Consider the following 23,900-nt stretch of genomic DNA (forward strand, 5'->3'; position numbering starts at 1 on the left):
TAGCTTCGCGCGCATAAGGTTGGGCACTTCCGGGTAGCGACGATCGTTGCACAACTCCGCTACAGCGCCGTGATCTCGCCTCTCCCCCGGCCCGGATACGGCGGAAACCGGTCCGTGAGGTTCCGGACCGCCGCCCTGACGTCGTCCTCCTCCCGGACGGCGGCGGCGAACAGCGCGGCGACGCGTGCCATCTCCGCCTCCCGCATCCCCTGCGTGGTGACCGCGGCCGTGCCCAGGCGCAGGCCGCGGCCGTCGCCGTGGGGCAGCGCACAGGTGTCCAGAACCAGACCCGCCGCGGCGAGCCTGCCCCGCGCCGTCCGGGCATCGACGCCGTGCGGGGCGGGGTCGGCGAGCACCAGGTGCGTGTCCGTGCCCCCGGTGCTGACGGCGAACCCCTCTCCCGCCAGGGCGTCGGCCAACACCCGTGCGTTCGCGACGACTTGATGGGCGTACGCGGTGAAGGCGGGGGTGGCCGCCTCGCCGAAGGCGACCGCCTTGGCGGCGATCGTGTGCATCTGCGCGCCGCCCTGCGTGAACGGGAACACCGCCCGGTCGATCCGCTCGGCGAGGTCCGCCCCGCACAGGATCAAGCCACCGCGCGGGCCGCGGAGGACCTTGTGGGTGGTGGCGCACACCACGTCCGCGTACGGCACCGGGCTGGGCGCCGCGCCGCCCGCGACCAGGCCGATGGGGTGCGCGGCGTCGGCGATCAGATGGGCACCCACGTCGTCGGCGACCTCGCGGAAGGCGGCGTAGTCGATGTGGCGCGGATAGGCGATGGAGCCGCACACGACCGCCTTCGGCCGGTGCTCGCGAGCCAGGACGCGCACCTGCTCGTAGTCGATGAGGCCGGTCTCCGGGTCGAGGCCGTAGCCGACGAAGTCGAACCACCTGCCCGAGAAGTTCGAGGGCGAGCCGTGGGTGAGGTGTCCTCCGTACGGGAGACCCATCGCGAGGACCGTGTCCCCCGGGCGCAGGAGAGCGGCGTACGCGGCGAGGACGGCGGACGAGCCCGAGTGGGCCTGCACGTTGGCGTGCTCGGCGCCGAAGAGGGCCTTGGCGCGGTCCACGGCGAGGCGCTCGGCGACGTCCACGAACTCGCAGCCGCCGTGGTGGCGGGCGCCGGGGTAGCCCTCGGCGTACTTGTTCGCCAGCGGGGAGCCCAGGGCCGTCAGGACGGCCTCCGAGGTGAAGTTCTCGGCGGCGATGAGCTGGAGCGAGGCCGACTGCCGGGTGGTCTCGCCGAGCAGGACCTCCGCGAGTTCGGGGTCCTGGCGGCGCAGCGCCGCGTACGCCGCCGGGGCGGCGGAGCGCCTTGCGCTGGCCGTCGTCATCTCTCCAATGTAGGCGCGCCCTGGCCGATGCGCGCGGCGGTGGCCCTCTCGGTGCGCCCCTGACCCGCCCCTTCCCGACCTGGGGGCTACGCCTGAGGTGCCGGGACGCCCGTCAGGGCGGTGACGACCGGGTCGAGGGCCTGTTGGATCTCGCCGCCGACCGAGCGGAAGAAGGGCAGGGGCGCGCCGTAGGGGTCGTAGACCTCGTCGGCCTCGACGCTGGGGGCGAGCAGCCAGCCGCGCAGCGCGGCCGCGGCCCGCACCAGGGCACGGGCCCGCTCGACCACCCCGTCGTCCCCTTCGGGGTCGGGCAGCGTCGCGGGGTCTATGGCCCGTACGAGCCGCGTGAACTCCTTCAGGGTGAAGGTCCGGAGCCCGGCCGAGTGCCCCATGGAGATGACCTGGGCGCGGTGGTCCCGGGTCGCGGTGAGCACCAGGTCGGCCCGGATGACGTGGTCGTCGAGGAGCTCGCGGCCCACGAAACCGGTGGCGTCCGCCCCGAAGTCGGCGAGGACCGTCTCGGCGTGGGTCTCCATGGGCGCGCCCTCGTGCCCCCACGTGCCCGCGCTCTCCACGATGAGCCCGCCCGTGGCGGGGTCGCCGAGCCGGTCGGCGAGGGCATGCCGGGTCAGCCGCTCAGTGATCGGCGAGCGGCAGACGTTGCCGGTGCTGACGTGGAGGATGCGGAAGGCGCCGGGGGCACCGAAGGGCCGGACGCCCCCGTCGTCCCCGGCGGGGTCCGGGAAGACCACCGGGTCCACAAGCCCCGCGGGGACCGGGAAGCCCGCTATGCCACGCCCCGTCTCAGGGGCTGTCAATTGGCCACCTCGAGGTCGGGTACCACCTTGCGGAGCTCGTCCGCGTCCAGCGCCCCGGCCCGCAGCAGGACGGGCACCTTGCCGGTGACGTCCACGATGGAGGAGGGGACGATGCCGGGCGTGGGGCCGCCGTCCAGGTAGACCGAGATGGCGTCGCCCAGCATCTCCTGGGCGGCGTCGCAGTCCTCCGGCGCCGGGTGCCCGGTGAGGTTCGCCGAGGACACCGCCATGGGGCCGACCTCGGTGAGGAGCTCGATGGCGACCGGGTGCAGCGGCATCCGGATGGCGACGGTGCCCCGGGTGTCCCCCAGGTCCCACTGGAGCGACGGCTGCTGCTTGGCGACGAGGGTGAGCGCCCCCGGCCAGAAGGCGTCGACGAGCTCCCAGGCGGACTCGGAGAAGTCCGTGACGAGGCCGTGGAGGGTGTTCGGGGAGCCGATGAGGACGGGCGTCGGCATGTTCCGCCCGCGCCCCTTGGCGTCGAGGAGGTCGGCGACGGCCTCCGGGCTGAAGGCGTCCGCGCCCACGCCGTACACGGTGTCCGTCGGCAGCACCACCAGTTCGCCACGGCGGACGGCGGACGCGGCCTCGCGCAGACCGGTCGTGCGGTCGGTCGCGTCGTTGGTGTCGTATCGCCGTGCCATCTAGCGGGCCTCCTCGTACACGTACTGGTCCACGTACTCGTCGTGCTGGTCGAGCTGGTCGTGCTGCGTCTGCTGCCGCGATGCCGTGGTCACGGCATCGCCTTGCGGGCGGTCGCGAAGCGCGGCCGGTTGTTCAGGTCGGGGTGGTCGGCCGCGTCGGCCCAGCCACGCTCCTCGGTGAAGATCCACGGCACCTGCCCGCCCTGGGTGTCGGCGTGCTCCACGACGACGACTCCGCCCGGCCGCAGCAGCCGGTGCGCGGTGCGCTCGATGCCGCGGATCAGGTCGAGGCCGTCCTCGCCGGAGAACAGGGCGAGTTCGGGATCGTAGTCCCGCGCCTCCGGCGCAACGTACTCCCACTCCGTGAGCGGGATGTACGGGGGGTTGGAGACGACCAGGTCGACCTGGCCGTCGAGCTCCGGCAGGGCCGTGCGCGCGTCACCCGCGTGCAGGGTGACCCGGGAGCCCTCGACGTTCTTGCGGGTCCAGGTCAGGGCGTCCTCGGACAGCTCCACGGCGTGCACGCGCGAGCGCGGCACCTCCTGGGCCAGGGCGAGGGCGATGGCGCCGCTGCCGGTGCACAGGTCGACGATGAGCGGCTCGACCACGTCCATGGCGCGCACCGCGTCTATGGCCCAGCCGACCACGGACTCGGTCTCGGGGCGCGGCACGAACACGCCGGGACCCACCTGGAGCTCCAGGTACCGGAAGAACGCGCGCCCCGTGATGTGCTGCAGCGGCTCGCGGGCCTCGCGGCGCGCGATCGTCTCCCAGTAGCGGGCGTCGAAGTCCGCGTCCTTGACGGAGTGCAGCTCGCCCCGTTTCACGCCGTGCACGAAGGCGGCGAGCTCCTCCGCGTCGTTGCGCGGCGAGGGCACGCCGGCGTCGGCCAGCCGCTGAGTGGCCTGGGCCACTTCCGCGAGCAGCAGGTTCACGCTGGTCCTCCGGGGCTTGAACGGTGGTTACGGGGCGGGCTCAGGCGGCGGCGAGCTTCGCGGCGGAGTCGGCGTCGACACAGGCCTGGATGACCGCGTCGAGGTCGCCGTCGAGCACCTGGTCCAAGTTGTACGCCTTGAAGCCCACGCGGTGGTCGGAGATGCGGTTTTCCGGGAAGTTGTACGTACGGATCTTCTCGGACCTGTCGACGGTGCGGACCTGGCTGCGGCGGGCGTCCGCGGCCTCCCGCTCCGCCTCCTCCTGGGCCGCAGCGAGCAGCCTGGAGCGCAGGATGCGCAGGGCCTGCTCCTTGTTCTGGAGCTGGCTCTTCTCGTTCTGGCAGGAGGCGACCACACCGGTCGGGACGTGCGTGATGCGCACGGCCGAGTCGGTGGTGTTGACGGACTGGCCGCCGGGGCCCGAGGAGCGGTAGACGTCGATGCGCAGGTCGTTCATGTTGATCTCGACGTCGACCTCCTCCGCCTCGGGCGTGACGAGCACGCCGGCCGCGGAGGTGTGGATGCGGCCCTGCGACTCGGTCGCGGGCACGCGCTGCACGCGGTGCACGCCGCCCTCGTACTTCAGCCGGGCCCAGACGCCCTGGCCGGGCTCGGTGGCGCCGTTGCCGCCCTTGGTCTTCACGGCGACCTGGACGTCCTTGTAGCCGCCGAGCTCGGACTCGGTGGCGTCGATGATCTCGGTCTTCCAGCCGACGCGCTCGGCGTACCGCAGGTACATGCGCAGCAGGTTGCCCGCGAAGAGCGCCGACTCGTCGCCGCCCGCGCCCGCCTTGATCTCCAGAATGACGTCCTTGTCGTCACTCGGGTCACGGGGCACGAGCAGCAGGCGCAGCTTCTCGGTGACCTCGTCGCGGCTCTCGGCGAGGTCCTTGACCTCGGCCGCGAAGTCGGGGTCCTCGGCCGCCAGCTCGCGCGCGGTGTCGATGTCGTCACCGAGCTGCTTCCAGGTCCGGTACGTGGCGACGATCGGGGTCAGCTCGGCGTAGCGCTTGTTGAGCTTGCGCGCGTTGGCCTGGTCGGCGTGGACCGACGGGTCGGCGAGCTTCCGCTCCAGCTCGGCGTGCTCGCCGATCAGTTCCTCGACCGCCTCGAACATCTTCGGGCTCCTGGGTTTTCGGTACGCGAGCGGGGCTCGCGCAGGGCTGCGTGGCTGCTTCTGTGACAGACGGCAAACGCCGGTCCCGGCCACCCCCGCGGACGAGGGCGACCGGAGACCGGCGCAGGTGGCTCGCTACTTCTTGGCGGAGCCGGCAGCCTTGCCGAAGCGGGCCTCGAAGCGGGCCACACGGCCACCGGTGTCGAGGATCTTCTGCTTGCCCGTGTAGAACGGGTGGCACTCGGAGCAGACCTCGGCACGGATGGTGCCGCCGGAGATCGTGCTACGGGTGGTGAACGACGCGCCACAGGTGCAGCTGACCTGCGTCTCGACGTACTCGGGGTGGATGTCGCGCTTCAAGGTGTCTCCTAGTTTCGGGAGGGCTCCGGGTCGCACGCGCGGGATGCGGGTGCGTGAACCGGGGCCGACGGACCAGTTTGCCAGGACCGGCCGCATCTGCCCAAACCGGGGTGGGCCCGGAAGTATTCCCGGAGCCCTCCCGCGGGCCCGTCCGCCGGTCGTCCGGCGGGCTTATTCGCTGGTCACGACCTTGCCCGCGGCGCCCTTGTCGCCGGCGGACTTGTCGGTGGCCGACTTGGGAATCGGCTTGTCCGCCCGGAGGGCGTCCCAGACCTGTCGGTCGGCCTCTTCGAGGGGAATGACGCGGTTGCGGTCGGCCGGGTCGTACTGGACGGGCAGCGTGACCATCTTCATGTCGCCCGCGCCGATGCCCTTGAGGCCGCCCGCGAAGCTCGCCAGATCCTTGACCGTGTCCAGGTCGGAGTCGGTGGTGATGGCGCTGGTCGAGGCGTCCGCGAGGTCCCAGAGCTTCTTCGGGTTGCTGAACAGGTCGATGTCCTTGACCCGGTTGATCAGCGCCTTGATGAAGGCCTGCTGGAGCTGGATGCGGCCGAGGTCGCTGCCGTCGCCGACGCCGTGCCGGGTGCGGACGAGGCCGAGGGCCTGCTCGCCGTTGAGCTGGTGGTCACCGGCGGGCAGGTCGAGGTGGCTGTCCTTGTCCTTGATCGGCTGCTTGGTGGTGATGTCCACCCCGCCGAGGGTGTCGATGAGCTTCTTGAAGCCCGTGAAGTCGACCTCGACGTAGTGGTCCATGCGGATGCCGGACATCTTCTCGACGGTCTTCACCGCGCAGGCCGGGCCGCCGACCTCGTACGCCGTGTTGAACATCTGGCGCTCGCCGCCCGGGTCCGTCTTGCCGTCCTTGACCGCGCACTCGGGCCGGGTGATGAGGGTGTCGCGGGGGATGGAGACCACGCTGGCCTTCTTGTGGCCCTTGTAGACGTGGACGATCATCGCGGTGTCGGAGCGGGCGGCGCCCTCGTCCTTGCCGTACTTGGCGTTCTTGCCCGAGCGCGAGTCGGAGCCGAGGACGAGGATGTCCTGGGAGCCGTTGTCGACGTCCAGGGGGCGGTCGGTGCCGAGCGCGGCGTTGATGTCGACGCCCTTGATGTTGCCGTTGAGCTTGAAGTACACGTAACCGAGGCCGGTGCCGCCGAGGACGACCACCCCTGCGGCGGTCCAGGCCGATATGACGAGGGCCTTCTTGCGCTTGCTGCGCGGTTTGCGGCGCCGGCCGCGCTTGCCGCGGTGTTTCGGCTGCGCGTCGGCGGGCCTGCTCTCGTCGGTCATGCGCTCCTCAGTCCTCGTCCGTTCGGCTACCCCCTGCTTTCAGGGTCAGGCGTGGCTTTCCGTCACTTGTCAGACGTCGAAACCGAAAGAAGGGTTGCATAGCGGCCTGTGTGCGCCCCGGGGTCCATCGGTCACCGAGCGTGCGTTCCGTCTAGTACTTTCGGCCCCCCACCTGCGCTTTCGCAGAAGGCAGCGCTACCGCGCGTGACCGTGAGAATCTCTTATCCGTGTGGCCAAGGTCTCTTGGCCGAAACCCGACGGTCAGGTGTCGCCGCATGTCCTGCACATGCGGAAGGGCCGGTCCCGTCGGATGACGGGACCGGCCCTTCCGGTCAGCCTGCGCGAAGCGCCCGCGGCGGTCAGTCGTTGCCGTTGCCCGGCGCCGGCGTCGTCTTCTGGATCTGGAGCAGGAACTCGGCGTTCGACTTCGTCTGCTTCATCTTGTCCAGGAGCAGCTCGATGGCCTGCTGCTGGTCCAGGGCGTGCAGCACCCGGCGCAGCTTCCAGACGATCGCGAGCTCGTCGCTGCCGAGCAGGATCTCTTCCTTGCGGGTGCTGGACGCGTCCACGTCCACCGCCGGGAAGATGCGCTTGTCGGAGAGCTTCCGGTCGAGCTTGAGCTCCATGTTGCCGGTGCCCTTGAACTCCTCGAAGATCACCTCGTCCATGCGCGAGCCGGTCTCGACGAGCGCGGTGGCCAGGATGGTCAGCGAGCCGCCGTCCTCGATGTTGCGGGCCGCACCGAAGAAGCGCTTCGGCGGGTAGAGGGCGGTCGAGTCGACACCACCGGACAGGATGCGGCCGGAGGCCGGGGCGGCGAGGTTGTACGCACGGCCCAGACGCGTGATCGAGTCGAGCAGCACGACCACGTCGTGACCCAGCTCCACCAGACGCTTGGCGCGCTCGATGGCGAGCTCGGCGACCGTGGTGTGGTCCTCGGCGGGACGGTCGAAGGTCGAGGAGATGACCTCGCCCTTCACCGACCGCTGCATGTCGGTGACCTCTTCCGGACGCTCGTCGACGAGGACGACCATCAGGTGGCACTCGGGGCTGTTGTGCGTGATCGCGTTGGCGATCGCCTGCATGATCATGGTCTTGCCGGTCTTCGGCGGGGCCACGATCAGACCGCGCTGGCCCTTGCCGATGGGCGAGACGAGGTCGATGATGCGGGTCGTCAGGACGCCCGGGTCGGTCTCCAGGCGGAGCCGGTCCTGCGGGTAAAGGGGCGTCAGCTTGTTGAACTCCGGCCGCCCGCGGCCGTGTTCGGGCGCCATGCCGTTGACGGAGTCCAGGCGCACCAGGGCGTTGAACTTCTCGCGGCGCTCGCCGTCCTTGGGCTGGCGCACCGCGCCGGTGACGTGGTCGCCCTTGCGCAGGCCGTTCTTGCGGACCTGGGCGAGGGAGACGTACACGTCGTTGGGGCCCGGGAGGTAGCCCGACGTACGGATGAACGCGTAGTTGTCGAGGATGTCCAGGATGCCCGCGACCGGGATCAGGACGTCGTCGTCGGACACCTGCGGCTCGCCCGCGAAGTCCTCGCGGCCACGACGGCCACGGCGGTCGCGGTACCGGCCGCGGCGGCCGCGGCGACCGCTGCCGTCGTCGTCGAAGTCGTCCTGCTCCTTGCGGTCCTGACGGTCCTGACGGCCGCCCTGGTCCTTGCGGTTGCCACCGCCCTGCTGGTCGTCGCCCTTGTTGCCGCGACGGTCACCGCGCTCGCCGCGCTCCCCGCGGTCGCCGCGCTCGCCACGGTCACCGCGCTCGCGGTCACGGCCGCGGCCCTGGCGGTCGCGGCGGCCCTGACGGCCCTCGCCCTGCTGGTCGTCGCCCTTGTCGGCGCGGTCGGACTTCGCCTCGGACTGCTCGGCCCTGGGGGCCTCGGCCTTCGCCTCGCCCTGGCCCTTGGCCTCGGCGGTGACGGTCTCGGGGCTGCCGGCCTCGGCGGTGACGCGACGGCGGCCGCGGCCCGGCTTGTCGTCGCTCGCCGGCTGGCCGGGGATGTCGATCTGCTGCTGGGCGGGGGCCTTCGGCTCGGCCGGGGCCTCGTCGGACTTGGCGGCCTTCTCGGCGGCCTCACCGGTGCGCGCCTTGGAGGTGGCGCGGCGCTTCGGCTTGGCCGGGGCCTCCGCGGTGTCGGCGGACTTGGCCGGGGCTCCCCCCGCGGCCTGCGCCTCCTTGATGACCTCGATCAGCTGGCTCTTGCGCATCCGCGCGGTGCCCTTGATTCCGAGGCCCGATGCGACCTGCTGCAGTTCCGCCAGCACCATGCCCTCGAGGCCGGTGCCGCGGCGCCGCCGGGACCCGGCCGAAGCACCGGTGGCAGGCGCCGCAGAGGCGTCCGTGGCGGGCGTGTCGGCAGTCACGCCCATCAGATCGGTGGTGTCGCTCACGAAGGGTCCTTCCCTGGAGCGGACGTCGGCCTGTCTGGCTCGGCGACCGGTTGTGCTGTCCGGCGGTCCCTGGTGTGTGGACCGTGCCGGGGCGGTGGTCCGCCAACGCGGCGGAAGAGTTCACAGATGTGGCGCTTCCCGATGCCGGGCCACTGAGGTGCGGTGGTCACTCGGCTCGGTCACGCCGGTTCCGGAGCGTGCTCGGCACCGCTCAGTGCGAAGCACAGAGCAGTTTGGGAGGCTCCCGGAAGGATGGATGTCCCGGACGGGGACACAAAGCACCTCGCCATGGTGGGGTCGGGTGCAGACTTGAGGTTAACACTACCGGATCCAACAAACATTCCCCCTCTCCAAATCCGGACACCCCGAGTGCGCTGTCCTCCCGGGTCAGGGAGCCAGCGGCAGCACACTCGCGCCCGCCGGGTCGAGCGCGAGGCGGTTCGCCGCCCAGCCCTCGCCCGCCAGGCGTGCGACCTTGTCGGCCGCACTGTCGTCGACCAGCGCGAGGACCGTGGGTCCGGCGCCGGAGATCACCGCGGGTACGCCGTCGGCGCGCAGGCTCTCCACCAGGGCGGTGCTCTCCGGCATGGCCGGGGCGCGGTACTCCTGGTGCAGGCGGTCCTCGGTGGCGGGCAGCAGCAGCTCGGGGCGCCTGGTCAGGGCCTCGACGAGCAGGGCGGCCCGGCCCGCGTTGACGGCCGCGTCCACGTGCGGGACGGTGCGCGGCAGCAGTCCGCGGGCGGTTTCGGTGAGCACGGGCTTTCCGGGTACGAAAACCACCGGAACGATGGAATCGACGGGGTCCATCCTGATGGCGCGGGCCGCGGAGCCGTCCATCCAGGAGGCCGTGAAGCCGCCGAGCAGGCAGGCCGCGACGTTGTCGGGGTGGCCCTCGATCTCGGTGGCGAGCTCCAGGAGCGCGGCGTCGTCGAGGCGGGCCTCGCCACCTATGGTCACCGCCCGTGCGGCGACGATCCCGGCGCAGATCGCGGCGGACGAGGAGCCGAGGCCGCGGCCGTGCGGGATGCGGTTGGCGCAGACGACCTCGAGGCCGCGCGGCTGCCCGCCGAGCAGGTCGAAGGCGGTGCGCAGGGAGCGTACGAGCAGGTGCGACTCGTCGCGCGGGAGGGTGTCGCTGCCCTCGCCTGCGATGTCGACGTGCAGGCCGGAGTCGGCGACGCGTACGACCACGTCGTCGTAGAGCCCCAGCGACAGGCCCAGGGCGTCGAAGCCCGGGCCGAGGTTGGCGCTGGTGGCGGGGACGCGCACCCTGACGGCGGCGGCGCGGAACGCGGGACCGGCCATCGCTCGATGACTCTCCTTGAGCTGCGATTTGTGGAGGACTTGCCGCCTCGGCCGGCGCTCGGCCGACGAGAAACGGCAGCACCCGAGAGCCGCCTCGGCGGGCGGCACCACGGCACATGCGGCGGCATATGCGGGGTGGGTTCGCTACAGCCTATCGAAGGAAGGTTCTGCGGCGACATAGGGCGCACAGGAGGCGCACGATGCGTGTCGCGAGCCCCCTGTGCACCCCCTGTGGGGAGTTGCGGGGTTTGGGGCGTTACGCCAGACCGAGGCGCTCCGCCGCGGCCGCCGCGTCCACCGGCACGGTGACCGGCTGCGGGGCTCCCGCGACCGCCCAGTCCGGGTCCTTGAGGCCGTTGCCGGTGACCGTGCAGACGATGCGCTGGCCCTTGTCGACCTTGCCCTGCTCGGCGGCCTTCAGCAGACCGGCGACGGACGCGGCGGACGCGGGCTCGACGAAGACGCCCTCCTGGGAGGCCAACAGCTTGTAGGCGCGCAGGATCTCACGGTCCGTCACCTCGTCGATGAAGCCGCCCGACTCGTCGCGCGCGGCGAGCGCGTGCTGCCACGACGCGGGGTTGCCGATGCGAATCGCGGTGGCGATCGTCGAGGGGTCCTTGACGACCTCGCCGCGCACGATGGGCGCCGAACCGGAGGCCTGGAAGCCCCACATCCGCGGGGTGCTCGTGGCCACCTGGTCGGCGGCGTACTCCTTGTAGCCCTTCCAGTAGGCCGTGATGTTGCCCGCGTTGCCGACCGGCAGGACGTGGATGTCCGGGGCCTGGCCGAGGGCGTCCACGATCTCGAACGAGGCGGTCTTCTGGCCCTCGATGCGGAACGGGTTGACCGAGTTGACCAGGGCCACCGGGTAGTTCTCGGACAGGCCGCGGGCCAGGTTCAGGCAGTCGTCGAAGTTGCCGTCGACCTGGAGGATCTTCGAGCCGTAGACGAGCGCCTGGCCCATCTTGCCGAGGGCGATCTTGCCCTGCGGCACCAGGACCGCGCAGACCATGCCCGCGCGGACGGCGTAGGCGGCGGCCGACGCCGAGGTGTTGCCGGTGGAGGCGCAGATGACGGCCTTGGCCCCCTCCTCCTTGGCCTTGGTGATCGCCATGGTCATGCCGCGGTCCTTGAAGGACCCGGTCGGGTTCGCGCCCTCGACCTTGAGGTGGACCTCGCAGCCGGTGCGCTCGGAGAGCACCTGCGCGGGCACGAGCGGCGTACCGCCCTCACGGAGCGTCACGACCGGCGTGGTGTCGGAGACGGGGAGACGGTCCCGGTACTCCTCGATGATTCCGCGCCACTGGTGGGTCATTGCTGCTTACTCCCCTTCAACCCGCATGATGCTGGCGACACCACGCACGGTGTCGAGATTGCGCAGCGCCTCGACGGTGCCGCTGAGGGCGGCGTCGGGCGCACGGTGGGTGACGACGACGAGGGAGGCCTCGCCGTCCTTGACCGTCTGACGGACGGTGTCGATGGAGACGCCGTGCTCGGCGAAGACGGTGGCCACCTGGGCGAGGACGCCCGGCTTGTCGGCCACGTCGAGGCTGATGTGGTACCGCGTGACGACCTCGCCCATGGAGCTCACGGGCAGCTGGGTGTACGCGGAGTCACCGGGTCCGGTGGACTCGCCGAGCTTGTTGCGGCACACCGCGACCAGGTCGCCGAGGACGGCGGACGCGGTCGGCGAGCCGCCCGCGCCGGGGCCGTAGAACATCAGCTGACCGGCGGCCTCGGCCTCCACGAAGACCGCGTTGTACGCCCCGCGGACGCTGGCCAGCGGGTGGCTGAGCGGAATCATCGCCGGGTGCACGCGGGCGGTGACGGAACCGCCGTCGGCGGCCCGCTCGCAGATGGCGAGCAGCTTGATGGTGCAGCCCATGCGCTTCGCGGACGCGAAGTCGGCGGCGGTGACCTCGGTCATCCCCTCGCGGTAGACGTCGTCGAGGCGCACCCGGGTGTGGAAGGCGATGCCGGCGAGGATCGCGGCCTTGGCGGCGGCGTCGAAGCCCTCGACGTCGGCGGTCGGGTCCGCCTCCGCGTACCCGAGGGCGGTGGCCTCGTCCAGGGCTTCCTGGTAGCCGGCGCCGGTGGTGTCCATCGCGTCGAGGATGAAGTTGGTCGTGCCGTTCACGATGCCGAGGACGCGGTTGACCTTGTCTCCGGCGAGCGACTCGCGCAGCGGCCTGATCAGCGGAATCGCGCCGGCCACGGCCGCTTCGTAATAAAGATCACGTCCGTGCTGCTCGGCGGCGGCGTGCAGCGCGGCGCCGTCCTGGGCGATGAGCGCCTTGTTCGCCGAGACCACGGACGCGCCGTGCTCGAAGGCGGTGGTGATGAGGGTGCGGGCGGGCTCGATGCCGCCGATGACCTCGACGACGACGTCGATGTCCCCGCGTTTGACGAGCGCGGTGGCGTCCGTCGTCACGAGCGCCGGGTCGATGCCCTCGCGCACCTTGGAGGGGCGCCGGACGGCGACCCCGGCGAGCTCCACCGGGGCGCCGATCCTGGCTGTGAGGTCGTCGGCGTGCGTCGTCATGATGCGCGCCACCTCTGAGCCGACAACCCCACAGCCCAGCAGCGCCACCTTCAGCGGACGCGTACGCATCATCCGACCTCGTTTCCTTCTCCAAGTACGGTGGGTCCAGTCTCACCCACCGGAACGGTGTTTCTGACCAAAGTCCGGATCGTGAGACATCTATTTCACTAACCGGTTGTATCGGGTCCGGTTGCCACCGGACGGGTGGTTCACCCGACGTCGAGCCGCATCAGGTCGTCCTCGGTCTCCCGGCGCACGATGACGCGGCCCGCGCCGTCCGCGACGGCGACGACCGGCGGGCGGAGCGCGTGGTTGTAGTTGCTGGCCATGGAGCGGCAGTACGCGCCGGTCGCGGGGACGGCGATGAGGTCGCCGGGGGCGAGGTCGGCGGGCAGGAAGGCGTCGCGGACGACGATGTCGCCGCTCTCGCAGTGCTTGCCGACGACGCGCACGAGCATCGGCTCCGCTGCGGACGAGCGGGACACGAGCGCGACGCTGTACTCGGCGTCGTAGAGCGCGGTGCGGATGTTGTCCGACATGCCGCCGTCCACGGAGACGTACGTCCGCAGGCCGTCGAGGGGCTTGATGGTGCCGACCTCGTACAGCGTGAAGGCGGTCGGGCCGACGACGGCGCGGCCCGGCTCGACGGAGAGCCGGGGCACGCGCAGGCCCGCCCGCTCGCACTCGCGCGTGACGATCTCGCGCAGGGCGGTGGCGATCTCGTGCGGCTCGCGCGGGTCGTCGGCCGGGGTGTAGGCGATGCCGAGGCCGCCGCCGAGGTCGATCTCGGGCAGTTCGACGCCGTGCTCGTCGCGGATGTCCTTCAGCAGGCCCACCACGCGGTGGGCGGCCACCTCGAATCCGGAGGTGTCGAAGATCTGCGAGCCGATGTGGCTGTGGATGCCGACGAGGTCGAGCCCGTCGAGCTTGAGGGCGCGCCGCACGGCCTCGGCGGCCTGGCCCCCGGCGAGCGGGATGCCGAACTTCTGGTCCTCGTGGGCGGTGGCGATGAACTCGTGCGTGTGGGCCTCGACGCCGACGGTCACCCGGATCTGCACGCGCTGCCGGGTGCCGAGGCCGTCGGCGATGTGCGCGACCCGCACGATCTCCTGGAAGGAGTCGAGCACGATGCGGCCGACGCCGGCCCGGACGGCCCGCTCGATCTCCGCGGCGCTCTTGTTGTTGCCGTGGAAGGCGATGCGGTCGGCGGGCATGCCCGCGTCCAGGGCGGTGGCCAGCTCGACGCCGGAGCACACGTCGAGGTTGAGGCCCTCCTCGTGCAGCCACCGCACGACGGCGCGGGAGAGGAAGGCCTTGCCCGCGTAGAACACGTCGGCGTCGGGGCCGAAGGCGTCGCGCCAGGCCTGGCAGCGGGCGCGGAAGTCGGCCTCGTCGAGGACGTAGGCGGGCGTGCCGAACTCCTCGGCGATGCGCAGCACGTCGGTGCCGCCCACGCCGACGACGCCGTCGGCGCCGCGGCTTACGGTCTTCGACCAGACCTTGGGGTCGAGGGCGTTGAGGTCGGCGGGCGGCGGGGAGTAGTGGCCCTCGGGCAGGACGTCTCCGTGCCGGGGTCCTGCGGGGTGGGCGGAACGGCTCATGGCTCTTTCGACTCTTCTCGTCTCACAGGTACGCGGGCGCGCTGATGCCGAGCAGGGACAGGCCGCCGGCGAGCACCGTCCCGGCGGCTTCGGCGAGCGCGAGCCGGGCCCGGTGGGCGGCCGAGGGTTTCTCGTCACCGAGGGGCAGCACGGTGTGGGCCCGCGCGAGGAGGGCGTCAGCGGTACGGACGAGGTGCCGGGCGAGCCGGTCGGGCGCGCGGTGGCGGGCGGCGGCGGCGAGGACGACGGGGTAGTCGCCGAGGGCGCCGAGCAGCGAGTGTCCGTCGTCCCCCGCTGCTTCTGCCACTGCTTTTTCCACGCCGTGGCCACCGTGGGCGTCGCGGGTGTCACGGGTGTCACCGGGGGCGGCGGTGAAGCCGAGGTCCGCGGCGTTGCGGGTGAGGGCGCGGGCGCGGGCGTGCGCGTACCGGACGCGGAACAGGGGGTTGGTCTCGCGCTGGGCGAGGTGGTCGTCGCCGGTGTGCGGGCGGTCGTGGGCGGCGGGCAGGAGCAGGGCCCAGCGGGCGGCGTCGCGGCCGAGGCGCAGCGGGTCCGGCTCGGCCGGGGCGGGGACCGGGCGGAGGGCGGGCAGCGGGACCGGGGGGCGTCCGTGTGCGTCCACGCGTACGCCGAGGACCTCGGCCCAGGCGGGGTCGGGGGCCGTGTCGCAGGTGACGCGGACGAGGGCGCCCTGGGAGCGCAGGACGCGGCGCGCGCTGTCGGCGACGACGGCGGCGCGGAGCTCGTGCGGGATGTGCAGCTGGACCAGTTCCCCGGTGTCCGGGACGTGGCCGTACGTCTCGCCGCGGGCGAGGATCTCGGCGACGAGCCGGGCGCCGGGGGCGCCGTCGAGGGTGATGCTGAGGAAGCCGGGGCCCGTGACGTCGGCGCGGGCGATGCCGGGCTCGGCGGTGAGGCGCGCGGAGAGGATCTCGGCGACGCGGCGCGGGGGCGCGCCGGCTTCGCGGGCGATCGTCAGGGCGAGGTTGCTGGCGTAGTCGCCGCGGCCGCCGGGGCGCGGCCGTTCCACGTGCGCCCGCTCGGGCACGGTGGCGCTGAGCTCTCCGGCGGCCACGGCGGCGCGCATGGCGCGCAGCACGGTGCGGGAGAGCTCGACGGGTGTCACGGGACCAGGGTAGGGGAGGCGAGGGGGCACTGGCGTGCACGGGGGCGCGGGCCCGGCGCCCCACGCCCCGAGCGGCGCCTTCGGCTGCCCGCGGGACCGTCGTGGCTGGTCACGCCCGCGCGGCGGAGCCGCACAGCGACGCGGCCCGCACCCGCCCGGGTCAAGGGTGTCCGGCCCGCTCCGGGCCGCCGCCCGGGCAGGGCGTTCCCAGGGGGCCGTCGCCGTGGTCGGCGCGGCCCATCAACTGGCGTACGACGGTGACGAGTTCCGCGGGCTCGAAGGGCTTGGCCAGGAACGCGTCGACGCCGACGTCGAGACCCGCCTCCACCTCGTACTGCGTACAGGCGCTGACCACGACGAGCGGCACGTCCCGGGTGCGCGGGTCGGCGCGCAGCCGGGCGGCGGTGCGCAGGCCGTCGAGGCGGGGCATGACCACGTCCAGGGTGACGACGTCCGGCCGGACCTGGTGCACGACGTCCAGGCACTCGGCACCGTCGGCCGCGGTCACGACCTCGAAGCCCTCCAGCTCGAGATTGACCCTGATCAGTTGCCGGATGACCTTGTTGTCGTCCACAACAAGCACACGGCCGGGCACGCCTGGCACAACTCGAGAGTAGGTCGACACCCGCCGTCGCGTCCGGGTTTTCCCTACTTCCGCCACTTGCGAGGGAGCCTCCGGGGGCCCGCGGGACCGCCGTCAGGTCCGTGTCTGCGCCTCGATCCCGTCGAGCAGGAACTCGAGTCCGAGGGCGAAGTTGGCGTCCCAGTCGTCGTCGGAGATGTACTGGTTCGCGGCGACCGTCGGGTACCGCTCGCGCTGGCGCTCCAGGTACTCCTGGCCCATCCGGGCCTCCTCCGCGGAAAGCCGCAGACTGGACTGGGTGGCGGTGGCACCCATCACGTGGTTGTAGAGCGCCCACGTGGCCGCGTTCAGCCGCTTCTCGGTGAGTCCGGCGCGCAGCAGGGCGGACTGCAGGAACTCCATCCAGGTCAGGAAGTTGGGCCCCATCAGGGGCCGTTGCCGCGAGGGCACGGTGGCGGCCCAGGGGTGCCGCAGCATGGCCTGCCGCCAGTCGTTGACCAGGGTGGCGATGTCCTGCCGGGGGTCGTCGCCGTGCCGGTCGGGGACCGGTGTCTCGCCGAAGATCGCGTCGACGGCGAGGTCGATGACGTCGCCCTTCGTCTTCACGTGCCAGTACAGCGTCGTGGCGCCCGCCTGCAGCCGTTCGGCCAGGCGGCGCATCGTGAGGCGGTCCATCCCCTCCTCGTCCAGGAGGTCGACGGCCGCCCGGACGATGCGGGCCCGGGTGAGCGGCGGCTCTCCCTTGTCCCGCGGGGGTCGCAGCCAGACGTTGCCGACTGCCCCGCCGGGCTCGCTCTTCGTGCGTTCTTTGCCTGCGATGACATTCACCTCCACAGTCACGCGGCTCACTACGGGCGCACCACGCGTCACCGAGTGTTCGCCGGTCGAGTCTTACACGTCCGGACCACCGGTCCGGCTCCCCGGGGCCCCGTCCGCCCGGCCGCTGCCGACGTCCCCGAAATTTTTACTTCTTCCCAACTCCCTTGAAAACAAGGGCAGTTGACACCTCCCGAGCGCGACCCCGGCCCGCTTTCCGGCATGGCCCGGCACGCAGGGCTGTAGTACAGTCACCGCTCACTAGAACATCGATCGAGTCACCCGACCATAGTGCGAGTAGATGTGACAGACATGAAGCAAGAGGCACCCGCGCCGTCGGATCAGTCCGCGAAGCGCTGGTGGACCCTCCCCGTTGTGAGCCTTGCCCAGCTGATGGTCGTGCTGGACGCGACCATCGTGAACATCGCTCTTCCCTCCGCTCAGCAGGACCTGGGGATGACCGACGCCAACCGGCACTGGGTCATCACCGCGTACGCCCTCGCCTTCGGCGGCCTGCTCCTCGTGGGCGGGCGCGTGTGCGGCGCACTCGGCCACCGGCGGGCCTTCACCATCGGCCTCGTCGGCTTCGCCCTCGCCTCCGCGCTCGGCGGCGCGGCCGGCAACGCGGGCACGCTGTTCGCCGCCCGCGCCGGACAGGGCGTCTTCGCGGCGCTCCTGGCACCGGCGGCCCTGTCCTTGCTGATCCTGACGTTCACCGACGCGCGCGAGCGCGGAAAGGCGTTCGGCGTCTTCGCCGGTGTCGGCGCGGGCGGCGCCGCCCTCGGCGTGGTGGCCGGCGGCCTGCTCACCGAGTACGCCGACTGGCGCTGGTGCCTGTACATCAACATCCCGATGGCGGCGATCGCCCTCATCGGCGTCCCGATGATCCTGCGCGACCGCCCGAGCGGGGACCTGCGCAACCTCGACGTCCCCGGCGTGCTGCTCAGCGCCGCGGGCCTGGTGGCCCTGGTCTACGGCTTCACCCAGGCCGAGCCGCACGGCTGGGGCGACCCGAAGGTGCTCGCCCTGCTGATCGGGGGCGTGCTGCTGCTCGCCCTGTTCGTCCTGGTGGAGGCCAAGTCGCCGAAGGCGCTCCTGCCGCTGCACATCCTGGTGCACAAGGCGCGGGGCACGGCCTTCGTGTCCGTGGGCGTCATGTTCATCGCGATGTTCGGCTTCTACCTGTTCGTCAGCTACTACACGCAGACGATCCTCGGCTACTCACCGGTCAAGGCGGGCATGACGCTCCTGGTGAACGCCGTGAGCACCACCGTCGGCGCGATGCTGATCGCCGGGAAGCTGCACCGCAAGGTCTCGGCGAACGTCCTGATCGCGGGCAGCCTGCTGTCCGCCGCCGCGGGCATGCTCGTCCTCACCCAGCTCGAGGTGGACAGCTCGAACGTGTTCTGGGTCTATCTGACCCCGGCCATGATCCTCACCGGCATCGGCCTGGGCACGCTGCTCGCGGCCGCGACCAACATGGCGACGGCCGGGCTCGACTACACCGAGGCGGGGGTGGCGTCGGCGGCGTACAACACCGTGCAGCAGGTGGGCGCGGCGTTCGGCACCGCCCTGCTCAACTCCATCGCCACCAGCGTGACCACCTCGTACCTCAAGGACCACGGGAACCGTCCGGAAGCCTTCAACGCCGGGACGGTGCACGGCTACACCGTGGCGCTGTGGGTGGCGTTCGGCGTCCTCGTGTGCGGCGCCCTCGCCGTGGCCCTCTTCGCCAAGGGCGGCGGCGCGTCCCGGGCCGGGGGCGAGGCCGTCCCGGAGACGTCCGGCGCGTCGTACTAGACCCGCCGGGCACCACGTCGAGCCAGGTCGATCCGCACCCAGCCGAACAGGAGAGGCACCGCATGCACGAGGACCAGGTGGCCGCCCCCGCCACCGATGGTTTCGTACCCGTCATCGACCTGTCCGCCAGGGACACCGCTCGTGGTCGCGCCGCCCTCGCCGCGGCGATCGACCGGGCCTGCACGAGATCAGGATTCTTCGTCGTCGTCGGTCACGGCGTCCCCCGGGCGCTCATCGACCGCATGTTCACGGTGACCGGCTCCTTCTTCGCCCTCCCCCGGGCGGAGAAGGAGCTGGTCGCCCACCGGCCCGGGGTCTCGGGCTTCCGGCGCTCGGGCGGGTCGACCGCCCGCAGCCTGGACCAGGAGTCGCCGCCCGACCTGTGCGAGGCCTTCGCCGCGCACGTGACGGGCGAGCTGAGCGCGGCGGAGCGCGGCCGGCTCGGCGACGAGTGGGCGACCTGGACCCTGGCCAACGCCTGGCCCGCGAACCCGCCCGACTTCAAGGAGGTGTGGCAGGACTACCTGGCGGCCATGGCCGGGCTCGCGGCGGACCTGATGCGGCTCTTCGCCCTCGCGCTCGGCCTGGACGAGGAGTTCTTCGCCGACAAGTTCGACCACCACGGCTCGTCCATCGCCGTCAACTACTACCCGCCGCAACTCGAACCCCCGCTGCCCGGACAGCATCGGCGACCTCATGAGCCTGTGGACCGGCGGCCGTTGGGTCTCGACCATGCACCGCGTCGTGAACCCCCCGGACGGCGACACCTCGTCCCGGCTCACCATCCCGTTCTTCTACCTCCCCAACCACGACGCCACGATCGAGCCGCTGCGCCCGGGCGGCGCCCGGGGCGGCCACGGCACACCGGTGATCGCCGGTGAGTGGATGTCGAACAAGATCCGCAAGATGTTCGCCGGAACCGCATAAGGACGGAAGGAGCCGATATCCGGCCACAGCCGATTCGCCGGTCCATGCGCCTTCACCCCCGGGGCACATGGGTCGACGGATCGGCTATCCGGCTTACCCGGAGGAGGGCGAAAACACAACATCGGAAGGCCCTGGTGGAGATGTAAGGGGCTTGCCCATAACAGCGGCAGGACGGCGAGTTGACAGATTCAGCCACAGTGCGTGGAGAGCGCAGTCGGCGCGACTTAGGGTCAAAGTCGAGATGCCGCTGCTGAATTAACGCAGTCTCCCCGTTCACCGATTGCGTCGATTTTCCGTTCGACTCCGTAAAAAGAGCCGAAGGCCGTCCAGCGGATTCCCGAGAACAGTAGGGAGAGGAAACAAGCGTGAGCAGTGATCAGTTGACCGTCACCGTGACCGACGGTTTCGTACCGGTCATCGACCTTTCCTCCCGGGACAGTGCGCACGGGCGTGCCGCGATCGCCGAGGCGATCGGCGGCGCCCTGCGGAGTTCCGGGTTCTTCATCATCGTGGGGCACGGCGTTCCGCAGCAGCTCATCGACCGCATGTTCACGGTGACCAACTCCTTCTTCAAGCTGCCCGAGGACGAGAAGGACCTGGTCGCGTCGCGGCCCGGCGTCTCCGGCTACCGCAGGGCGGGCGGCACGCTCGCCCGCAGCCTGGACCAGAAGACACCGCCCGACCTGTGCGAGACGTTCGCCGCGCACGTGACGGGCGAGCTGGCCGACGAGGAGCGCGACAAGCTCGGCGGCCAGTGGGCGAGCTGGACGCACAAGAACATCTGGCCGGACAACCCGGCCGACTTCAGGGACACCTGGCAGAAGTACATGGCGGCCATGGAGGACCTGGCGGCGGATCTGATGCGCCTGTTCGCCCGCGCGCTCGACCTCGATCTGGACGAGGAGTTCTTCGCCGACAAGTTCGACCACCACGGCTCGTCCATCGCCGTCAACTACTACCCGCCGCAACTCGAACCCCCGCTGCCCGGACAGATCGGCGACCTCATGGCCCTGTGGACGGGCGGGCGCTGGGTCTCGACCATGCACCGCGTCGCCAACCCCGCGGACGGCGACACCTCGTCCCGGCTCACCATGCCGTTCTTCTACCTCCCCAACCACGACGCCTCCATCGAACCGATGCGGCCGTTCACGGATTCTCCGGCCGTGGAGCGATTCGACACCGTGACCGTGAGCGAATGGGTCTCACGAAAGGTGCAGAAGATATTCAGCTGACCAGCGACCGGTTCTCCGTTCCGCTCCCAGAAAGGCAGTGAAAGATGCAGAAGAGCGTTCACCACGACCGCATCAGCGAGCAGTACCAGGCCTCCAGCTCGCAGTACGACAACGTCAAGAACCTGCCCTATGCGTTCGTCGAGCGTGAGACGCTGCTCTCCGGAATTCCCGACCTCACCGGGAAGAGCATTCTGGACGTGGCCTGCGGCACCGGGTTCTATTCCCGGATATTCAAGCGCCTGGGCGCCGAGCAGGTCGTGGGGGTCGACATCGAGCAGAGCATGGTCGACGTGGCCCGGCAGATCGAGGCCGAGCGTCCGCTGGGCATCACCTACGACGCCGTCGACGCCGCGGCCCTTCCGGTGCTCGGCGCGTTCGACGTCGTGGCGCCGATCTGGGCGTTCGTGCACGCCAAGGACGCCGCCGAGTACCACGAGATGGTGGCGCGCTGTGCCGCGAACCTCAAGCCCGGGGGCCTGATGGTGGCGCTGTGCTCCAACCCCGACATCGACCTGGAGGGGATGGCGGCGTACCCGCGCTACGGCCTGTCCATCACGCCCAAGGACAAGCACGGCGACCGCCAGGTGATCCACATCGAGATGGACGTCGAGCCGCACGTCGGCTTCGACGGCTTCTTCTGGCCGGCCGGGACCACCGAGGCGGCGATGGAGAAGGCCGGTCTCGTGGACGTGCGGCGACTGCCGAACCGCGCTCCCGGGCACGACGTCGGCATGTCCGACAAGGGGTACTACGCCGACTTCGTGGCCAACCCGCCGTTCGCCCTCTACACGGCCGTCAAGCCGTAACCCGGTAACGGCGGAGATCCGCTTCACGGACCCTTTCGAGACGGAGGAGCCAGTGCAGCTCGCCATATTCGGAGCGAACAGTTCGACCGGTCGGCACCTCACCGCGCAGGCGCTCGCCGCTGGTCACACCGTGACCGCGACGATGCGCCGGCCCGATGGATTTCCCCTGTCCGATCCGAAGTTGCAGACACTCGGCGTCGACGTGTACGACAAAGCGGCGGTCGAGCGCGCGATCGCGGGGCAGGACGCGGTCATTTCCATTCTGGGCATCCCGTACGGCCGCAAGCCGGTGACCGTGCTTTCCCGGGGAATCACGCACATTACCGACGCCATGGCCCTGCACGGCGTCAAAAGACTGGTCACGGTGACCTCGCGGCTGCTCGCCGTGCACGCCCCCAAGGCATCCGGCGAAAAGCCGCTCTACGAGCGGTTCATGTATCGCAGGGTCCTCTATCCCATACTGACGACAATGGGCCGGACGCTCTACGACGACATGGTGCGCATGGAGCACATCACGCGCGCCACGGATCTCGACTGGACCATCGTCAGGCCGTCGGCCCTCTACAACACCGATGAGGTGAGCGCCTATCACGTCGGGCCGCCGGAGTCGCCCGGGCTCTACACCTCCCGCATCGATCTCGCGCATTCCCTGCTGCGTGAGGTCACCGACAAGCCCCATGTGCGTTCGACCGTCTCGGTGTTCACCACCGAGGGGGTCCCGACTTTCCGTGACGTACTGAAGAAGGAAGTCATGCGCATCGGGTCGTGGGACCACAAATAGGCGCCGGTATCCGGCGGGATGACGACACCACCCGGCAATGGGTGGTGTCGTCATCCCCCCATGTGTGCGCTTGTTCCCCTGGGTTCCGGGGAGCCAACCGGCTTGAATTGAACCATCGGTCTTCAGCCAGTGGCAAAACCGGAACAGTTGTGTCAATCTCGATCAGGCGGCAGGACCGAGCCGCACCCTCGACGGAGAGCCTCAAGGGGGAGATGCATCCGTGCCCAAAGGATCGCAACTAACCGCATTCCTCGAAAGTCTGCACTGGTCCCTGGAACGACTGGCACGTGAAATCAACAGGCGATACGGCGAGGGCACCGTGAGCCTGAAGGCTCCGTACGGCTGGGCGAAAGGGGCATATCCTCGCGGCCGGGTTCCCGAGTTCGTGGCCACGGTTCTCTCCGAACACCTGGGCCGATCGATCGATATCGGCCAGATCTGGCCGGAGCAGTTTCCCGACCCGGAGCCCGGTGGTACCGGCGATCCCGCCCTCGGACCGCCGTGGTCCGAGGAGCACGTCGAACTGCTGCTCCGCCCGCTCGTCGAACAGGGCGAGCACGACGGCGCGGAGGCCAAGGGGCGCTACCGGCCGATGCCCGGCGCGGCCCTGGTGTCCCTCGCCGTGGACTGGCTGACGGCCAGTCAGAAGCTGGCTTCGGGGCGGACGGAGGGCGCCGAACTCAGCACGGAGATGGTCGACATGCTGATCGGCCGCATCGCCAGGCTGCGCAAACTCGGCTCCGCCCAGAACGGCGACCTCGCCCTGCACTGGGTGGTGCACGAGCTGCGCTGGACCCTGCACCTGACCGGGAAGGCGGCGTACGACGCCCGCACCGGGCGACGGCTGTACGGCGCGGTGGCCGAGCTCGCGCAGCTCGCCGGCTGGCTGTCGGAGAAGCAGGGGCGGCACACCGAGAGCCAGCAGTACCTGCTCGCCGCGCTGCGCGCGTCCGGCCTCGCCGGGGACCGCACCATGGGCGCGTACGTCCTGTCCTGTCTCAGCCGTCACCTCACGAAGTGCGGCAACGGCCAGGACGCCGTACGTCTGATCAAGCTCGCCGGCATCGGCTCGGACCGTGCGCTGCCGGGGGTGCTGTGCTCGATGCCCGCCGCCCCCTGGGGGACGCGCGGGCAGTACGTGCTCCTCGGCGACGAGCCGACGACGCTCCTCGCCGAGGAGATCGGCGGCGCGGTCCGCCGCGTTCCGCCCGACGACCGCCACGACCTGGGCCCGATCGGCCCGGACGGCGAACCGCGGGTACCGCGGCAGGCCACGCGCCCGCCGGTCCCGGTGACCGACTCGGGGTCCAGAACCGTCGCCTGACGACGTGGTGCCACGACGGCGCGGTGGCGGGGGTCGCGACCGCCGGGTGGCGAGGGACGGAGTTCTGGGAGTACCGGCCCACGGCGGCCGGGAGTACCGGTGCACGGCTGCGGCGCGCCCGCACGGTGGCGCGCCGCTCCGTGCCGGCCGGTTCCGTGCCCGGTCGGCA

At 71.0% G+C, this 23,900-nt stretch carries 21 protein-coding genes and 1 pseudogene; 7 read left to right on the forward strand and 15 right to left on the reverse strand.

Annotated features, from left to right (window positions below; genetic code table 11):
- Positions 1-59: 59 nt before the first annotated feature.
- The 15 genes from glyA to IG74_RS0134235 all read right to left on the reverse strand — a co-directional run bounded on the left by glyA (position 60) and on the right by IG74_RS0134235 (position 16,873).
- Positions 60-1,334, reverse strand: a complete 1,275-nt coding sequence (glyA, locus tag IG74_RS0134160) for a serine hydroxymethyltransferase (RefSeq protein ID WP_030685178.1) — start codon at positions 1,332-1,334, stop codon at positions 60-62.
- Positions 1,335-1,420: 86 nt separating this feature from the next.
- Positions 1,421-2,086 carry a protein-tyrosine-phosphatase gene (locus tag IG74_RS0134165; protein WP_420709992.1) on the reverse strand — a complete coding sequence of 222 codons (666 nt, stop codon included), beginning with the start codon at positions 2,084-2,086 and terminating at the stop codon, positions 1,421-1,423.
- Between the two features lie 62 nt (positions 2,087-2,148).
- On the reverse strand, positions 2,149-2,796 hold the full coding sequence (locus tag IG74_RS0134170) for an L-threonylcarbamoyladenylate synthase (protein WP_030685182.1): 648 nt from the start codon (positions 2,794-2,796) through the stop codon (positions 2,149-2,151).
- 89 nt (positions 2,797-2,885) lie between these two features.
- Positions 2,886-3,731 (reverse strand): peptide chain release factor N(5)-glutamine methyltransferase, encoded by an 846-nt coding sequence (gene prmC, locus IG74_RS0134180; RefSeq protein WP_030685183.1) that lies wholly within the window; start codon positions 3,729-3,731, stop codon positions 2,886-2,888.
- Positions 3,732-3,771: 40 nt separating this feature from the next.
- The gene (gene prfA / locus IG74_RS0134185) at positions 3,772-4,848 is read right to left on the reverse strand and encodes a peptide chain release factor 1 (protein ID WP_030685186.1); all 1,077 of its coding nucleotides are present in this window, start codon (positions 4,846-4,848) and stop codon (positions 3,772-3,774) included.
- A 135-nt stretch (positions 4,849-4,983) separates the two neighbouring features.
- Entirely contained in the window at positions 4,984-5,208 is a 225-nt protein-coding gene (gene rpmE, locus IG74_RS0134190) for a 50S ribosomal protein L31 (protein ID WP_030361197.1), read from the reverse strand.
- A 171-nt stretch (positions 5,209-5,379) separates the two neighbouring features.
- Positions 5,380-6,498, reverse strand: a complete 1,119-nt coding sequence (locus IG74_RS0134195) for an LCP family protein (protein WP_030685188.1) — start codon at positions 6,496-6,498, stop codon at positions 5,380-5,382.
- Between the two features lie 359 nt (positions 6,499-6,857).
- On the reverse strand, positions 6,858-8,888 hold the full coding sequence (gene rho / locus IG74_RS0134200; protein ID WP_030685190.1) for a transcription termination factor Rho: 2,031 nt from the start codon (positions 8,886-8,888) through the stop codon (positions 6,858-6,860).
- A gap of 387 nt (positions 8,889-9,275) precedes the next feature.
- A complete protein-coding gene (thrB, locus tag IG74_RS0134205) occupies positions 9,276-10,193 on the reverse strand; it encodes a homoserine kinase (protein ID WP_030685193.1) in 918 nt (305 codons plus the stop codon).
- 256 nt (positions 10,194-10,449) lie between these two features.
- Complete coding sequence (thrC, locus tag IG74_RS51340; RefSeq protein WP_030685195.1) at positions 10,450-11,508, reverse strand: threonine synthase; 1,059 nt, start codon at positions 11,506-11,508, stop codon at positions 10,450-10,452.
- A 6-nt stretch (positions 11,509-11,514) separates the two neighbouring features.
- On the reverse strand, positions 11,515-12,804 hold the full coding sequence (locus IG74_RS51345) for a homoserine dehydrogenase (protein WP_030685198.1): 1,290 nt from the start codon (positions 12,802-12,804) through the stop codon (positions 11,515-11,517).
- A gap of 140 nt (positions 12,805-12,944) precedes the next feature.
- Complete coding sequence (gene lysA, locus IG74_RS0134220; protein WP_030685200.1) at positions 12,945-14,336, reverse strand: diaminopimelate decarboxylase; 1,392 nt, start codon at positions 14,334-14,336, stop codon at positions 12,945-12,947.
- Between the two features lie 22 nt (positions 14,337-14,358).
- On the reverse strand, positions 14,359-15,462 hold the full coding sequence (gene nrtL / locus IG74_RS0134225; protein ID WP_030685202.1) for an ArgS-related anticodon-binding protein NrtL: 1,104 nt from the start codon (positions 15,460-15,462) through the stop codon (positions 14,359-14,361).
- Between the two features lie 160 nt (positions 15,463-15,622).
- Positions 15,623-16,123, reverse strand: coding sequence for a response regulator (locus IG74_RS0134230; RefSeq protein ID WP_078869272.1), 501 nt, complete (start codon positions 16,121-16,123; stop codon positions 15,623-15,625).
- A gap of 36 nt (positions 16,124-16,159) precedes the next feature.
- Positions 16,160-16,873 carry a TetR/AcrR family transcriptional regulator gene (locus IG74_RS0134235; protein WP_234334541.1) on the reverse strand — a complete coding sequence of 238 codons (714 nt, stop codon included), beginning with the start codon at positions 16,871-16,873 and terminating at the stop codon, positions 16,160-16,162.
- Between the two features lie 300 nt (positions 16,874-17,173).
- Here IG74_RS0134235 and IG74_RS0134240 point away from each other — a divergent pair, with 300 nt between their 5' ends.
- The 7 genes and pseudogenes from IG74_RS0134240 to IG74_RS0134265 all read left to right on the forward strand — a co-directional run bounded on the left by IG74_RS0134240 (position 17,174) and on the right by IG74_RS0134265 (position 23,731).
- Positions 17,174-18,661 (forward strand): MFS transporter, encoded by a 1,488-nt coding sequence (locus IG74_RS0134240; RefSeq protein WP_199818929.1) that lies wholly within the window; start codon positions 17,174-17,176, stop codon positions 18,659-18,661.
- 62 nt (positions 18,662-18,723) lie between these two features.
- Positions 18,724-19,071: pseudogene (locus IG74_RS54465) on the forward strand (2-oxoglutarate and iron-dependent oxygenase domain-containing protein); the annotation flags it as partial.
- Positions 19,072-19,393: 322 nt separating this feature from the next.
- Positions 19,394-19,588, forward strand: coding sequence for a hypothetical protein (locus IG74_RS54470; RefSeq protein ID WP_324607528.1), 195 nt, complete (start codon positions 19,394-19,396; stop codon positions 19,586-19,588).
- A 365-nt stretch (positions 19,589-19,953) separates the two neighbouring features.
- Positions 19,954-20,820, forward strand: a complete 867-nt coding sequence (locus IG74_RS0134250; protein ID WP_030685212.1) for an isopenicillin N synthase family dioxygenase — start codon at positions 19,954-19,956, stop codon at positions 20,818-20,820.
- A gap of 44 nt (positions 20,821-20,864) precedes the next feature.
- Positions 20,865-21,626 (forward strand): class I SAM-dependent methyltransferase, encoded by a 762-nt coding sequence (locus IG74_RS46495; RefSeq protein ID WP_037826521.1) that lies wholly within the window; start codon positions 20,865-20,867, stop codon positions 21,624-21,626.
- Positions 21,627-21,678: 52 nt separating this feature from the next.
- Complete coding sequence (locus IG74_RS0134260; RefSeq protein ID WP_030685219.1) at positions 21,679-22,407, forward strand: NAD(P)-dependent oxidoreductase; 729 nt, start codon at positions 21,679-21,681, stop codon at positions 22,405-22,407.
- Between the two features lie 385 nt (positions 22,408-22,792).
- Entirely contained in the window at positions 22,793-23,731 is a 939-nt protein-coding gene (locus IG74_RS0134265; RefSeq protein WP_030685222.1) for a hypothetical protein, read from the forward strand.
- Positions 23,732-23,900 lie beyond the last annotated feature (169 nt).

This window comes from Streptomyces sp. NRRL B-1347 (genome assembly GCF_000720325.1).
GTDB lineage: Bacteria > Actinomycetota > Actinomycetes > Streptomycetales > Streptomycetaceae > Streptomyces.